Source organism: Neoaquamicrobium sediminum (assembly GCF_013240295.1).
GTDB lineage: Bacteria > Pseudomonadota > Alphaproteobacteria > Rhizobiales > Rhizobiaceae > Aerobium > Aerobium sediminum.
The window spans coordinates 1,830,057-1,844,801 of the sequence record NZ_JABETK010000001.1; the positions used below are offsets into that span (position 1 = coordinate 1,830,057).

Genomic DNA, 14,745 nt, shown 5'->3' on the forward strand with positions numbered 1-14,745 from the left:
CCCGCCTAGCCGTCGTTGCCGAAGTTCACCTGCGGCACCTCCAGCTTGTCCTCGGCGACTGTGAAGTTCTGGAAAGGCTCGTTGTCGGTGAACCAGATCTTGGCCCATATCATCGACGGCAGGGTTCTCAGGGACGTGTTGTAGACGCGTACCGCTTCGATGTAGTCGCGCCGCGCGACCGCGATGCGGTTCTCGGTGCCTTCGAGCTGGGCCTGCAATGCCAGGAAGTTCTGGTTGGCCTTGAGGTCGGGATAATTCTCGACGACGGCAAGCAGCCGCGACAGAGCGCCGGTAAGCTGGGATTGGCTCTGCTGGAATGCCTCGAATGCTGCGGGGTCCTGCAGTAGCTCCGGCGAGACCTGCACCTGGGTCGCCTGGGCGCGGGCCTTCACCACCGCCTCAAGAACTTCGCGTTCGTGGGCCGCATAGCCGCGCACGGTCTCGACTAGATTGGGTATCAGGTCGGCGCGCCTTTGATACTGATTGAGCACCTCGCTCCAGGCGGCCTTGGCGCGTTCCTCGTTGGTGGGGATCGTGTTGAAACCGCAGGCCGAAAGCAGCGGCAGCATCAGGGCGAGAAGCAGCGCAGACAGAGCAGGCCGTGGCAGGGAAAGGGAAATGGCGCGTGACGACATGATTCGGTCCCCGAGGTTATGGAGGCAAAGACCTTAGCGACATTCGCGCGCGGCGAAAATGCGCTATCGCAAATCTGCTTGCGCTTGTGCGCGGCGGCGCCAAGCGTCTAAGGTCCGCGCAGCCAAGGAAAGGGCCGCGGATGGGCCGGGACGACGACAGGAAAGCGGAATCGCAGCGCATCATCGGGCGCGTCGGCACCGAGAGCGAACCGACGATGGCCGGTCGCGTGAAGGACCACATGACTGGACGCGACGCCGAGGAAAAGGACTGGGCCGAATTGTGGGGTACGCGCATCGGCCGATGGTTCGGGCTCGCCTTGCTGCTCTATCTCGTCTGGTGGCTGATCGACTTCACGGCAAGTGGCGGCTGAGACAATGACAAGCGAGGGACCGGGCGGGCGCAGCGCCGTCATCGTCGTTTCCAGCCACGTCGCGCGCGGCGCGGTCGGCAACCGGGCGGCCGTATTCGCCCTGCAACAACTCGGCTTCCCGGTCTGGGCGGTGCCGACTGTGGTACTGCCGTGGCATCCGGGGCATGGAGCCGCGACAAGGATCGTTCCGGACCCGGATCAATTCGCGGCGCTGGTGCGCGATCTCGAGTCATCTCCATGGATCGGCGAAGTGGGTGCGGTCCTTTCCGGCTATCTCGGCGATGCCGATCAGGCCGTCGCCGTCGCGTCGCTGGTGTCGGCGGTCAAGGCGCGCAATCCGGAAGCACTCTATCTGTGCGACCCTGTGATGGGCGATGCCGGCGGCCTCTATGTCCCGGAGGCGACGGCTGCCGCCATGCGCGACCTGCTGATGCCGCTTGCTGACATCGCCACGCCAAACCGCTTCGAGCTCGAATGGCTTGCCGGCGAGACGCTCGGCGACAACCGCGCCATAGGACAGGCCGCGCTGCGCATGGGGCCGTCGCGAATGCTGGTCACGTCGGCTCATGCGCTGATGGCCGGCTCGATCGGCAACCTGCTGGTGACGCCGCGCGAGATGGTGCTTGCCGAGCATCGCTCCGTGCCCAAGCCGCCCAATGGCACCGGCGATCTCGCCGCTGCCCTGTTTCTGGCAAGGCTGATGGAAGGTCGCAGTGCGGAGAAGGCGCTGCAGATAACGGCGGCGTCGGTGTTCGAGGTGGTGGCGCGCGCGGTCAAACGCCAGGCCGACGAACTGATGCTGGAAACCGACGCTCAAAGCCTCGTGCATCCAATGGCAATGGTGCAGATGCGACGGCTGGTGCATCCCGACGGCGAAAGGCGTGCATGAGAAGTTGCGCCGGCGTTGACGGCTGCAAAGCCGGCTGGGTCGCGGCGATCCGCCGGCCGGACAGTACGGTGGAGGTGGCGGTCTTCGGCGATTTCGCCACGCTCGTCGATTTCCTGCCGCCTGACGCGACGATTGCCGTCGATATGCCCATCGGGCTGCCGGAGACAACCGGGAGGGGTGGCAGGGGTCCGGAACCGCTGGTGCGGCGGCATCTGGGCGCGCGCCAATCAAGCGTGTTCTCGATACCGTCGCGCGCGGCCGTGTATGCGCGGACCGGTCCTTTTATGGCATCGAAGCGTGGTACGCAGCGCATCGGCAGGCAAGCGCGGTCGCGCGTGAAACATCCGATCCGCCGCGGGGAGTTTCCATTCAGGCCTTCGGCATCTTCTCGAAGATCCGCGAGCTGGACAGATTGATGATAGGTCGTCCGGACCTGCGGGCACGCGTCATCGAATCCCATCCCGAAGCCGCATTCTGGCGCCTCAACGGCGAACAGGCGATGAGCCTGCCGAAGAAGGTGAAGGGGCGGGTCAACGCGCCGGGCATGGCCGAGCGCAAGGCGCTGCTGGCACGGTGCGGCCTGCCGGAAGCATTTGTGTCGGCCTCGCCGCCGCGCGGTGCCGCGGAAGACGACTTTCTGGATGCCTGCGCGGTGCTTCTGGTCGCCGAGCGATATGCGCGGGGCGAAGCTGTTCCATTTCCCGATCCGCCGCTTGAAGATGCACATGGCATCCCCATCGCCATCTGGATCTGAGCAAGGCGATTGCACGTCCGGCGGTTTGCGGCTAGTGGCAAGGGCATGGAACATCTGCCGCAAAGACTCCTCGAAGGCTACAGCGCCTTCATGCGTGGCCGCTACGCTGCCGAGCGCGACCGCTACCGCGAGCTCGCCCGCGAAGGCCAGACGCCAGAAACGATGGTCATCGCCTGCTGCGATTCACGCGCCGCGCCCGAGACCATATTCGATACCGGACCGGGCGAACTCTTCGTCGTCCGCAACGTCGCCAATCTGGTGCCGCCCTACGCGCCGGACGGCAAGCATCACTCAACTTCCGCCGCGCTGGAATTCGCGGTGCAGAGCCTGAAGGTCAAGCACATCGTCGTGCTTGGCCATGGGCGCTGTGGCGGCATCCAGGCAGCGCTTTCGCCAACCGCGGAGCCGCTCTCGCCGGGCGATTTCATCGGCAAATGGATGAACCTCGTCGCGCCGGCGGCGGAGACGGTAGCCGGCAATGCGATGATGACGGCATCGGAGCGTCAGACGGCTCTCGAGCGCATCTCCATCCGCTATTCGATCGCCAACCTGCGCACCTTTCCCTGCGTCTCGATCCTCGAGCGCAAGGAACGGTTGAGCCTGCATGGCGCGTGGTTCGATATTTCGACCGGCGAATTGTGGACCATGAATCCCGAGAGCGGGGACTTCCAGCGACCCGAGGTCGACTGACCCGCTATTCGGCCGGAGGCGGCTGGGTCTCGGCCGTGCGGGCCAGAACGACGCTTGCCATCGCGGGTTCGGGCAGCGAGCGCCACCACGCCCAGCACAGGATCGCCAGGATCCCGAGGCCCGGCACTACAGTGGCGATCGCAGTCACCGGATCGTCGAAGAGAGCCGCCAGCAGCCCGCCAACCAACCCGCCACCCATTTGCAGGAAGCCGCCCAGCCGCGCGCCGCGCCCGCGATGTGCGGGAAGGGTGCGAGCGATGCGGTGGACATCGCGGGCAGGATAAAGGCTGCGCCGAAGGCATAGAGCGCAACGGGCCCCATCACGATGATGAACGACGGCTCCATCACCCGCAGCAGCACCGCCAGCGCGAGGCTGCCGGCCGCGATGAAGGCAAGCCCTGCCGGCATGATGCGATAGGCGCCATAAACGCCCATCGCGCGCCGCACGACCAGAGAACCGGCGAAGAAGGCTCCCGATTGAAAGAGCATGCCGAGGCCGAACTGCGTCGGCGACAGGCCCACCCGACCCATCAGGATAAAGGGCAGCACGACGGCGAGCGTGTAGAAGGCGCCAATCGCGCCGCCCAGCGCCAGACCCGACGACATGAAGTAGCCGCTGCGCAGAAGCTGGCCATAGGAGCGGACCAGCGCGCGGGGGCGGATGCGCGAGACGTCGCGAACCACCGTTTCGACGAGCATGAAATGGATGACCAGCACGATGACGATGCCGAACAGCAGCATCAGCGCAAAGATCGAATGCCAGCCGAAAAGTTCCATCGTTATGCCGCCCAGCGTCGGCGCGAAGGCCGGGCCGATGCCGAGGATCATGCCGATCAGGTTCATGATCCGGGCCGAGCGCTCGTTGGTGAAAAGGTCGCGCACGACGGCACGCGAGATGGCAACGCCGACCGCTGCGCCGATACCCTGCAGGAAGCGGGCGGCGATCAGGAATTCGATGGTCGGGGCAAAAAGGGCCAGCGCACTCGCGAGCAGATAGATGCCCATGAAGGCGAGCGCCACGGGCTTGCGCCCGAAGCCGTCGGAGAGCGGGCCGCAGACGAGCTGGGCAAGCGCGAAGCCGGCAAAATAAAGCGACAGCGTCATCTTCACAGCCGCTTCGGTGGTGCCGAAGGCGCGCACGATCTCGGTCATGGCCGGGGTGAACAAGGCCATCGATATGGGGCCGATTGCGACAAGCAGCGCGCCGAGCAGGCTGACCCGACGTTCGCTCATCAAGGGTGCGGCGACCGGGGGTCGGATGGACGTTCATGTGCTGGAACTTCCTTTCCCGAAGTCCGGGCGCATGCCGGCCAGGGTCGTGCGCATCGTTTTCAACCCGTCGCGAATCTCTTCGAGCTGCTTAGGCGCAAGCGAGACGGAGATGTCCGTGCGCAGCTCAGCGCCAATCCTCGAAATCTCCTCAAGCACCGGCTGTGCCGCTTCCGTGACCTCGACAAGCTTGGCGCGGCGGTCGCTCGGGTCGGGGTCGCGGCGCACGAGACCATGGGCTTCCAGCCGGTCAAGATAGGCGGACAGCGTCATCGCCTCCACGCCCATGCGCTCGGCGAGCACGGTCTGCCTGACCCCACCGGCGCGGGCGGCGTTGACGAGCGTGCGCGCGTCGCCCGGCGTCAGGCCGAGGCCGCTATTGGCCGTTCGGCGGTCGAATTCGGCGCGCAGCAGGCGGGCGACATCGGTGATCAGGAAGCCGATCGCGTCTGGATCGAACCTTGCGGGCATTCGTAAGATATCCTTATTATCTCGGTTTCTTATCGGCGCGGCCCTTTGCCGTCAAGGATCGGGGCGGCGCGGCGTTGCGCTTGCGTGGCGCGGCACCTAAATCAGGCACGACGTTCCAGCGCCGTTCGCGCATTCTTCTCCGAGGTTCCGCATGTCCACCGAAGCAATCGATCTTGACCGCCATCCGCTGACGCATTGGACGGCGCCTCTCGGCCTGCCTGATTTCACGGCGATCAGCGATGATCAGTTCGCTCCGGTCTTCGACGCGGCGTTGGCCGCACATGAGACCGAGATCGCAGCGATTGCCGGCAACGAGCAGGAGCCGACCATTGCCAACACGCTGGAGGCGCTGGAGTTGGCTGGCGAGGCGCTCGGCCGGGTCTCGGCGATTTTCTGGGGTCGGGCTGGGGCGCATACCAACCCGCAGATACAGGCGCTCGAACGCGAGATCGCGCCGAAGATGTCGCGCCATTTCTCGGCGATCTACATGAACGAGGCGCTGTTCGCACGCATCGATTCGCTCTACGCGCGGCGTGACGCGCTGGGGCTCGACGCGGAGACTGCACGCGTGCTCGAGAAGACGTGGAAGCGCTTCGTCAAGGCCGGTGCGAAGCTTGGAGCCGAAGATAAGAAGAGGCTGGCAGCGATCGGCGAGAGGCTCGCTTCGCTGGGTGCGCAGTTCGGCCAGAATGTGCTGGCCGACGAGGCCGAATGGGCGCTGTTCCTCGACGATGGCGACGATCTCGCCGGCCTGCCGGACTTCCTCAAGGATGCGATGGCTGAAGCTGCCGAATCGCGTGGTCAGGCAGGGCGCTTCGCGGTCACGCTTTCCCGCTCTATCATCGAGCCGTTCCTGACGTTCTCCGCACGGCGGGACCTGCGCGAAAAAGCGTTCGCGGCTTTCACGTCGCGCGGGGAGAACGGCGGCGAGACCGACAATGGCGCGATCGTGAAGGAGACGCTGGCGCTGCGGGCGGAGAAGGCGAAGCTGCTGGGTTATACCAGCTATGCCGCGTTGAAGCTCGACGACACGATGGCGAAGACGCCCGAAGCGGTGATGGAGCTGCTGGTTCCGGTCTGGGAGAAGGCGCGCGAAAAGGCAGCTGCCGACAAGGCGGAGCTGGAGCGCATCGCGCTGGCCGCAGGCAGCAACGACAAGATCGCCGCAGCCGACTGGCGCTACTGGCAGGAGAAGCTGCGCGCGGAGAAATACGCCTTCGACGAGGCCGAGCTGAAACCCTACCTCCAGCTCGACCGGATCATCGATGCGTGCTTCGATGTCGCTAACCGGCTCTTCGGGCTGACCTTTGAGGAGAAGAAGGGCATCATCGCGGCCTGGCACGAGGACGTGCGCGTCTTCGAGGTGAAGAATGCCGACGGCTCGCATCGTGCTACCTTTCTGGCCGATTATTTCAACCGGCCATCCAAGCGCTCCGGCGCCTGGATGAGCTCGCTGGAAAGCGGCTACCGGCTAGGAGATGGGGCGTCGCCGATCATCTACAACGTGATGAACTTCGCCAAGCCGCCCAAGGGGCAGCCGGCGCTTCTGTCGATGGACGATGCGCGCACGCTGTTCCATGAGTTCGGCCACGCGCTGCACGGCATCCTGACCGACGTCACATGGCCGTCGGTGGCGGGAACCTCGGTGTCGCGCGATTTCGTGGAGCTGCCCTCGCAGCTCTATGAACACTGGCTGACAGTGCCTGAAATCCTGGAAAAGCACGCGCTGCACTATCGCACCGGCGCGCCGATGCCCAAGGCACTGCTCGACAAGATGCTGGCTGCGCGCACCTTCAACGCGGGCTTCGCCACGGTGGAGTTCACGTCAAGCGCGCTGGTCGACATGGCCTATCACGCGGAAGCGGATGCCCCGGAAGACCCTGGGGCATTCGAGGCTGAGACGCTGCGCAGGCTCGCCATGCCGGACGAGATCGTCATGCGCCATCGCACGCCGCATTTCCTGCACGTGTTCTCAGGCGACGGCTATTCCGCCGGCTATTATTCCTACATGTGGTCGGAGGTTCTCGACGCGGACGCGTTCTCGGTATTCGAGGAAACAGGCGGCGTGTTCGATCCGGAGATGGCCGGCAAGCTGCGGACCTTCATCTATTCAGCGGGCGGCTCAAGAGACCCGGAAGAACTCTACACCGCATTCCGCGGCAAGATGCCATCGCCCGAGGCGATGATGGAGAAACGCGGGCTGATCTAGCCCGCTACTTCAGGCAGGGTGCTAGGCCGCTTGCCGGGTCCGCGCAGGCAGGCTTCCTGCCGTCGCGTGGGGCGAGAGGCCCGGTGACGGACGCGAAATCAACGCCCTCGGTGCCGGGGCGGTAGGTGTCGTCGCGAAGGATATCTGTCGTATCCACCCGTGGGGCGGGCGCGGAAAGGGCAACCCCCATTCCGACCATAACGGGAATGACTGCTGCTGCGGCAAGTTTGAGAACCCATGCGGGCGTCGTCATCGTGACCTCGTGTCGATCTTCGCCACGGTAACGCACAAGCGTTAAGAATGTTTCAAGCTTTCGTTAACGCAGATGCCCGCGTCGTCGTTTTGGCAAAGCAGACAGCCGGTTTGCCGGCGCGCATGCCGTTTCCAGTCAATGGCTTTCCACAGTCACGGAACAGTCAGCAAAAATTCATGCAGCGGACAAATGCCTGCAACCTTGCTCGGGGACGTTGCCGTGGTTTCCAGCCATCAGGATGAGAGCCATGAACATGATCCCCTCCCTTAACCGGCGCAGGCTTTTGAAGAGCGCCGGCGCCACCGCCGTTCTGGCAGCTTCCGGTCTCGCGATGCCGGCGCTGTCGCGGGCGAGCAGCCGCCCGGCTTTCACGCACGGCGTCCAGTCCGGCGACGTGGATACCAGTTCGGGCATGATCTGGACCCGGACCGACCGCCCGTCGCGTGTCATGTTCGAGGTTTCGACGACCGAGAGCTTCGCCAACCCGAAGCGTCTGGCGCCGCTCGACGTGCTGCCCGACAGCGATTTCGCGGTGAAGCGCCTGCTCGAGGACCTGCCTTCCGACCAGGAGATATTCTACCGCATGGTGGCCGTCGATCTTTCGGATACGAACGCGATGTCGGAGCCTGTCATCGGCCGTTTCCGGACCGCGCCGGCGGCGCGCCGCAATGTCCGCTTCACCTGGTCGGGCGATACGGCGGGCCAGGGCTGGGGCATCGACGATCAGGGCATGTACACCTATGCGACGATGGCGGGGCACGAGCCCGACTTCTTCCTCCACTCCGGCGATACGATCTATGCCGACGGGCCGATGAAGGACGAGGTCGAGCTCGCGGACGGCACCAAATGGGTCAACAAGGTGCTTATCGACGAGAAGCGCAAGGTCGCCGAGACGCTCGACGAATATCGGGGCCAGTGGAAATACAATCTGATGGACGAGCACTGCCGCGCCCTCAACGCCGTGTGCCCGACCTTCTTCCAGTGGGACGATCACGAGGTGACCAACAACTGGTCGAGCTCCAAGGACCTTTCCGGCGACGACCGCTACAGCGAGAAGTCGGTGGGGCTGCTCACCGCCCGCGCAGCGCGCGCCTTCCACGAGATGACGCCGATCCGCTTCATGCCGGCCGAGCCGGGGCGCGTCTACCGCAAGATAGCCTATGGTCCGCTGCTCGACGTCTTCTTCCTGGACCTGCGTTCCTATCGCGGCCCCAACGGGGCTTCGATGGAAGAGGAAATGACCGACGCGTCGCGAATTCTTGGCGCGGAGCAAATGCGGTGGCTGAAGCGGGAGCTGGCGAACTCGCGGGCAACCTGGAAGGTGATCGCATCCGACATGCCGATCGGCGTGATCGTGTGGGACAATTTCATGGAGAGCAGCGGCGCGGAGGCGATCGCCAATGGCGATCATGGCCCGGCCAAGGGGCGGGAGCTGGAGATCGCCGACCTGCTGCGCTTCATCAAGAATGCCGGTATCGACAATACGGTGTGGATGACCGCCGACGTCCATTACACGGCGGCGCACTATTACGATCCGAACAAGGCGCAGTTCCAGGACTTCAATCCGTTCTGGGAATTCATCTCCGGACCGATCCATGCCGGCACCTTCGGCCCGAACGATCTCGACATGACCTTCGGACCCGAGGTGAAATACGTGAAGGCCCCTACGGCAGAACAAGGCGCCAACCTGCCGCCCTCGGCCGGGCTGCAGTTCTTCGGTATCGCGGACATCGACGGGCAGACCGAGCAGATGACGGTTCGGCTGATGGATCGCGACGATAACGAACTCTACAGCGTGACGCTCGATCCCGTGCATTCGACCTGATTTCAGGGCCTTCTGCGAAGCCGCCGCTGCCGAAAGGAGCGGCGGCTTTTGTGATACTGAAGGAACGTCAGACTCCGAGCTGGTCGCGATAGCGGCGCGAGCCCCTGATCTCCGAGCCGTCGCGTAGCCGAATGCGGAAATCACCGTCACCAGCCGGAACGATTTCGGTGACCATCGAGCGGTTGACGATATGGGAGCGGTGGACCCGCACCATGTCGACGCCTGCCTCGCGGAGCTGCTGCTCCAGTGCCGTCAGCGTCACACGCGGCAGCAGGGTCCGTCCGCCCGCGCAGATCTCGGCATAGTTGCCCGCCGCGCGCGCCCATTGCGTGGTGCCGGCGTCGATGAAGAAGGATCGGCCACCCGATTTCAACGTCAGCCGCCCGGTCTCGCGGGCCTCCGCGCGCGTAGCCGCCGCCTCGCGCCTGCTTTCCTCGACGCTGCGGGACAGGGTCGCGATGGCGATGATGCCGGCATAGGGGAACAGGTCCTTGCGGAATTCATAGACAAGATCGGTGACCGGGTCGTCGAAGAACCAGTAATTGCCGCCGAGCACCAGCGGCGCCAGCAATGTGCGCAGCAGGACCATGCCGGCGATGTGCAGCAGGGAGAACGCGACGCTCCCGGCCGCCAGTATGGCAAGCGAGCGCAGCAGTTCCCCAGGGGCCAGCGGAAACCGCCTTTCAAGCAGGATGACGAGCGGCGCCAGCGCCAGGATCGCGGCGATGCTGGTGAATTCGTAGAACCATGGCTGCAGCGGATCGACCGCCAGACCGATGCGCACGGCGTCCGTCCACCAGGAGGCGGCGTTGATCGCCGCGACAAGTGGGAAGAAGGTCAGACAGATGAGGAAGACGCGGCGGCCGATCCGGCGCTCGATCTCATCGTCGCTCAACACGTCCGGCATGGTCATGACGCGACAGGTGCTCCCGCTGGCGGCCGCCGTTCGTCCCATTCGCGCCGCCGCTGGTCACAGGTGTCGAATTGCGCCGCGCCGCTCGTCCCGCCGGCCCGGCATCCGTCACCCGGCGCTGTTCGTCGCCGCGCGCTGGTGAATAGGCTCGCTCCGCAACACAGCTTTCGGAGACAATTCATGTCCGCCCTCATTTCCGTTCCGCAATCCACGCGCCGTCACGATCTCGACTGGCTGCGCGTGCTCGCCTTCGGCGCGCTCATCTTCTACCACATCGGCATGTTCTACGTGACGTGGGGCTGGCACGTGAAGAGCGATCACGCCTCACCGTTCCTGGAGCCAGTCATGTTGCTGCTCAATCCCTGGCGTCTCGCGCTCCTGTTCTTCATCTCGGGTGTCGCGCTGCGCTTTGCTGTAGACGCGCGCGGCTTCAAGGCGCTGCTGCCGGAACGGAGCGCGCGCCTGTTCGTGCCGCTTGCCTTCGGCATGCTGGTGCTGGTCGTGCCCCAGGCCTATTTCGAGCTCTGCTACAAGGGTGAATTCCGGGGCGGCATCGTCGACTTCTATCCGCGCTATCTCGGTTTCGGGGAAGGCTTCTCGATCATCACGCCGACCTGGAATCACCTGTGGTATGTCGCCTATGTGCTCGTCTATACGTTGCTGCTGGCAGGGCTGGCGCCGCTGCTGAAAACCGTCGAAGGCAATTTCGGCGGCACCGTCACCGGCTGGCTGCGGCGGCATCCTGCAACGATCCTGCTCATTGCCGCTCCCTTCGTGTTCTACTCTCTCGTGCTCAATCCGATCTTCCCGACAACCCATGCAATGGTCGATGACTGGGCGACGCACGCCAACTATCTGACCGTGCTGCTGGTCGGCTGGTTCGCGGCCCGCAACGAGACATTCTGGTCGGCGGTCGACCGTGTGCTACCGGTTGCGGGAGCGATCGCCCTGGCGCTCGGCGTCACGATCATTGTCGCGAGGCTCAACCTCGCCGAGCTTCGCCGGATCGACGGTTTCTGGCCGGTCTTCGGCGTCGTTCGCACGATTTATGCATGGACCGTTATCATAACGTTGCTCGGTCTGGCGCGGCGGTTCCTCAATTGGACCTCGCCGGCGCTGAAATACATGACCGAGGCGGTGTTCCCCTGGTACATCCTGCACCAGACGATCATCGTGGTGGTCGGCTATGCGATGATAGGTTCGGGGTTGCCGGTATGGGGCGAGGCCAGCATCATCGTGGTCGCGACCGTCGGCGGCTGCCTGATCCTCCACGAATATGTCATCCGGCGGGTCTGGTGGCTGCGGCCGTTTTTCGGCCTGAAGCGCGCCAGCAAAGGACGCGGGGCAGCGGCAGCCAGCGCGATGGCTTGAGGAAGCCAGCCCCTCTCCCGTTTTGTGCGCGGGAGGGGCGGGCCCTTCGGCTTCGAATGCCGAAGGTTCGGCAGCCCCTTTCGCATTTGCGAAAAAGCCTGTATGAGCGCGGCAACCGAAAACGCCCGTGCCCTGCCGGGCCTGCCGAACCTCCGAGAGACCTATGAAGCTCCGCAACATCGCGATCATCGCGCATGTCGACCATGGCAAGACCACGCTCGTCGACGAACTGCTCAAACAGTCGGGCTCGTTCCGCGAAAACCAGCGCGTCGCCGAACGCGCGATGGACTCGAACGACCTCGAGAAGGAGCGCGGCATTACCATCCTCGCCAAGGCCACGTCGGTGGACTGGAAGGATACGCGCATCAATATCGTCGATACCCCCGGCCACGCCGACTTCGGCGGCGAGGTGGAACGCATCCTGTCGATGGTCGACGGCGCGATCGTGCTGGTGGACGCTGCCGAAGGCCCGATGCCGCAGACCAAGTTCGTGGTCGGCAAAGCGCTGAAGGTCGGCCTCAAGCCGATCGTCGCGATCAACAAGATCGACCGGCCGGACGCACGCCATATCGAGGTCGTCAACGAGGTTTTCGACCTGTTCGCCGCCCTCGACGCTACCGACGAGCAGCTCGATTTCCCGATCCTATACGGTTCGGGCCGCGACGGCTGGATGGCGGAAGCGCCGGAGGGACCGAAGGAAGACGGGCTGGCGCCGCTGTTCGACCTCGTGCTCAAGCACGTGCCGGAGCCGACGGTGAAGGAAGGTCCGTTCCGCATGATCGGCACCATTCTCGAGGCCAATCCCTTCCTCGGTCGCATCATCACCGGCCGCATCGAATCGGGCTCGCTCAAGCCGAACCAGGCGGTGAAGGTGCTGCACCACGACGGTTCGCTGCTCGAGAACGGCCGCGTCTCCAAAATCCTCGCCTTCCGCGGGCTTGAGCGCCAGCCGATCGAAGAAGCACAGGCCGGTGACATCGTCGCCATTGCCGGGCTTTCCAAGGGCACGGTCGCCGACACGTTCTGCGATCCGTCCATTTCCGAGCCGATGCAGGCCCAGCCGATCGACCCTCCGACGGTGACGATGTCCTTCATCGTCAACGATTCGCCGCTGGCCGGCACCGAGGGCGACAAGGTGACGAGCCGCGTGATCCGCGACCGCCTGCTCAAGGAGGCCGAAGGCAACGTCGCGCTCAAGATCGAGGAATCGGCCGACAAGGATTCCTTCTACGTCTCCGGCCGTGGCGAATTGCAGCTCGCCGTGCTGATCGAGACCATGCGCCGCGAAGGCTTCGAGCTTGCCGTGTCGCGTCCTCGCGTGGTCATGCAGAAGGACGAGGACGGCAACCTGCTCGAGCCGATCGAGGAAGTGGTCGTCGACGTCGACGAGGAACATGCCGGCGTCGTCGTTCAGAAGATGTCGGAACGCAAGGCCGAGATGGTCGAGTTGCGCCCCTCTGGCGGCAACCGCCAGCGCCTCGTCTTCCACGCGCCGACCCGTGGCCTCATCGGCTACCAGTCGGAGCTGCTCACCGACACGCGCGGCACGGCGGTGATGAACCGGCTGTTCCACGCCTACCAGCCCTACAAAGGCGAGCTGCCCGGCCGCGTCAACGGAGTGCTGATCTCCAACGACCAGGGCGAGGCCGTCGCCTATGCGCTGTTCAACCTGGAGGATCGCGGCCCGATGGTGGTCGACCCCGGCGTGAAGGTCTATCAGGGCATGATCATCGGCATCCACAGCCGCGACAACGACCTCGAGGTCAATGTGCTGAAGGGCAAGAAGCTCACCAACATCCGCGCTGCCGGCAAGGACGAGGCGGTGAAGCTGACGCCACCGATCCGCATGACGCTGGAGCGCGCGCTGTCGTGGATCCAGGACGACGAGCTGGTCGAGGTGACGCCGAAGTCGATCCGCCTGCGCAAGCTCTATCTCGACCCCAACGAGCGCAAGCGCTTCGAGAAGCAGCGGACGGCTGGCGCGGCTTAATTTTCGCTCACGGGCCGCATCGCCGCCTTCCGGCGGCTGGCCCCCGCGGGGGGCGCGCCACGAGGCGCGACGCCCGGTCGGGCTTGCAGCCTTCGGCTGATCCCGTGTGCTGTTCGACGGCTCGCCGTTTGGCGAGTCGCGCGAGCGGGCTTGCCGCCGATGCGTTCAGGGCCTATTGAAGCGCTTCCGCAACGTACGGACGCCTTGAGCTTTGCCACAGTAACGACCGGTCTCATCGTCAGTCCCCAACGGGCGCGCCAACGGCCCGCGAGATCGTCTTCGTTCGTGAGGGGCGGCGGTTCGAGACCGGTATGGCATCGCCTGCCTCCGGACACGCCGTTCCGAACATCTCCTAGCGCCGCCGCACCGAGCCTCTTTCGAGGCGTCTCGCCCCGCATGCCCCGCCGGACCCTTTTCAAGGGCAAGCGTTTATGCCGGGCACGCTGTGCATCACCTGGACCATTACATCTTCCTCCTCACCCATGCCGATACTGCCTTGCGCGCGCTGCAAAAACCAGCGCGCGTTCGCGAGCAGCGGGCGATTTCGGCTCAACGCCAACGGCAAGCGTCTCGACGCATGGCTGATCTATCGCTGCACCGTCTGTGACCAGACCTGGAACCGACCGGTGTTCGAGCGCCGGGCCCGAAACACGGTCGATCCGGCGTTGCTCGACGCATTGCAGCGCAACGATCCAGGGCTTGCGTCGAAAACCGCTTTCGACACGACCAGCATCAAGCGTTGGAAACACGGTGGCGATCACGGCCTATCGGTCGCGAAGGCGGTCGTTTCAGCCTGCGTGGCTGATGCCGCACTTCTGGAAATAACCGTACGCATGCCGTCGCCGGTGCCGGGCAAACGGTGCGACAAGCTGCTGGCGCTCGGGCTCGGCGTTTCGCGAAGCGCCGTCGGAAAGCTGGCGCGAACCGGATGGCTGACGTTCGAGCCGGCGGCGGTGAATGCTCTGGCCAGACCGGTGCGCGACGGGCAGCGGGTATGGCTCAAGCTCGACGGACTGAGCGATGCGACGCTACTTCGAGCTACCGCATCCGGACGGGCTGACACTCCGATGTCAGCAGCGTCCGCGCCGGTCGATTGACAGCGTCC

The 14,745-nt window shown here is 64.7% G+C and carries 12 protein-coding genes and 2 pseudogenes; 9 read left to right on the forward strand and 5 right to left on the reverse strand.

Going from position 1 to position 14,745, the window contains the following annotated elements; translation table 11 throughout:
• Window positions 1-5: 5 nt before the first annotated feature.
• Complete coding sequence (locus HK436_RS08925; protein ID WP_173188959.1) at window positions 6-635, reverse strand: LemA family protein; 630 nt, start codon at window positions 633-635, stop codon at window positions 6-8.
• A gap of 140 nt (window positions 636-775) precedes the next feature.
• On the opposite strand from HK436_RS08925, the gene HK436_RS08930 reads away from it, so the two are divergent.
• The 4 genes and pseudogenes from HK436_RS08930 (at window position 776) to HK436_RS08945 (ending at window position 3,339) form a co-directional block, all read left to right on the forward strand.
• On the forward strand, window positions 776-1,006 hold the full coding sequence (locus HK436_RS08930) for a hypothetical protein (RefSeq protein ID WP_173188961.1): 231 nt from the start codon (window positions 776-778) through the stop codon (window positions 1,004-1,006).
• Between the two features lie 4 nt (window positions 1,007-1,010).
• On the forward strand, window positions 1,011-1,895 hold the full coding sequence (gene pdxY / locus HK436_RS08935; RefSeq protein WP_173188963.1) for a pyridoxal kinase PdxY: 885 nt from the start codon (window positions 1,011-1,013) through the stop codon (window positions 1,893-1,895).
• Window positions 1,892-2,649: pseudogene (locus HK436_RS08940) on the forward strand (DUF429 domain-containing protein). The gene pdxY and the pseudogene HK436_RS08940 overlap by 4 nt, the downstream one beginning before the upstream one ends.
• Window positions 2,650-2,694: 45 nt before the next feature.
• A complete protein-coding gene (locus HK436_RS08945; protein WP_173188965.1) occupies window positions 2,695-3,339 on the forward strand; it encodes a carbonic anhydrase in 645 nt (214 codons plus the stop codon).
• 4 nt (window positions 3,340-3,343) lie between these two features.
• Here the strand turns inward: HK436_RS08945 and HK436_RS08950 are convergent.
• Window positions 3,344-4,572 (reverse strand): annotated as a pseudogene (locus tag HK436_RS08950) (multidrug effflux MFS transporter).
• Window positions 4,573-4,605: 33 nt separating this feature from the next.
• Entirely contained in the window at window positions 4,606-5,079 is a 474-nt protein-coding gene (locus HK436_RS08955; protein WP_173188967.1) for a MarR family winged helix-turn-helix transcriptional regulator, read from the reverse strand.
• A 151-nt stretch (window positions 5,080-5,230) separates the two neighbouring features.
• Between HK436_RS08955 and HK436_RS08960 the strand changes: the two genes are divergently transcribed.
• Window positions 5,231-7,288, forward strand: coding sequence for a M3 family metallopeptidase (locus HK436_RS08960; protein ID WP_173188969.1), 2,058 nt, complete (start codon window positions 5,231-5,233; stop codon window positions 7,286-7,288).
• A gap of 4 nt (window positions 7,289-7,292) precedes the next feature.
• Here the strand turns inward: HK436_RS08960 and HK436_RS08965 are convergent, their stop codons facing one another.
• A complete protein-coding gene (locus HK436_RS08965; protein WP_173188971.1) occupies window positions 7,293-7,541 on the reverse strand; it encodes a hypothetical protein in 249 nt (82 codons plus the stop codon).
• A 253-nt stretch (window positions 7,542-7,794) separates the two neighbouring features.
• Between HK436_RS08965 and HK436_RS08970 the strand changes: the two genes are divergently transcribed.
• Window positions 7,795-9,366 (forward strand): alkaline phosphatase D family protein, encoded by a 1,572-nt coding sequence (locus tag HK436_RS08970; protein WP_376769155.1) that lies wholly within the window; start codon window positions 7,795-7,797, stop codon window positions 9,364-9,366.
• Window positions 9,367-9,433: 67 nt separating this feature from the next.
• Here the strand turns inward: HK436_RS08970 and HK436_RS08975 are convergent, their stop codons facing one another.
• Window positions 9,434-10,321, reverse strand: a complete 888-nt coding sequence (locus HK436_RS08975; protein WP_173188975.1) for a LytTR family DNA-binding domain-containing protein — start codon at window positions 10,319-10,321, stop codon at window positions 9,434-9,436.
• Between the two features lie 138 nt (window positions 10,322-10,459).
• Here HK436_RS08975 and HK436_RS08980 point away from each other — a divergent pair, with 138 nt between their 5' ends.
• The 3 genes from HK436_RS08980 (at window position 10,460) to HK436_RS08990 (ending at window position 14,737) form a co-directional block, all read left to right on the forward strand.
• Window positions 10,460-11,650, forward strand: coding sequence for an acyltransferase family protein (locus HK436_RS08980; RefSeq protein ID WP_173188977.1), 1,191 nt, complete (start codon window positions 10,460-10,462; stop codon window positions 11,648-11,650).
• Between the two features lie 163 nt (window positions 11,651-11,813).
• On the forward strand, window positions 11,814-13,640 hold the full coding sequence (gene typA / locus HK436_RS08985; protein ID WP_173188979.1) for a translational GTPase TypA: 1,827 nt from the start codon (window positions 11,814-11,816) through the stop codon (window positions 13,638-13,640).
• Between the two features lie 431 nt (window positions 13,641-14,071).
• Window positions 14,072-14,737, forward strand: a complete 666-nt coding sequence (locus tag HK436_RS08990; protein ID WP_173188981.1) for a DUF1062 domain-containing protein — start codon at window positions 14,072-14,074, stop codon at window positions 14,735-14,737.
• Window positions 14,738-14,745 lie beyond the last annotated feature (8 nt).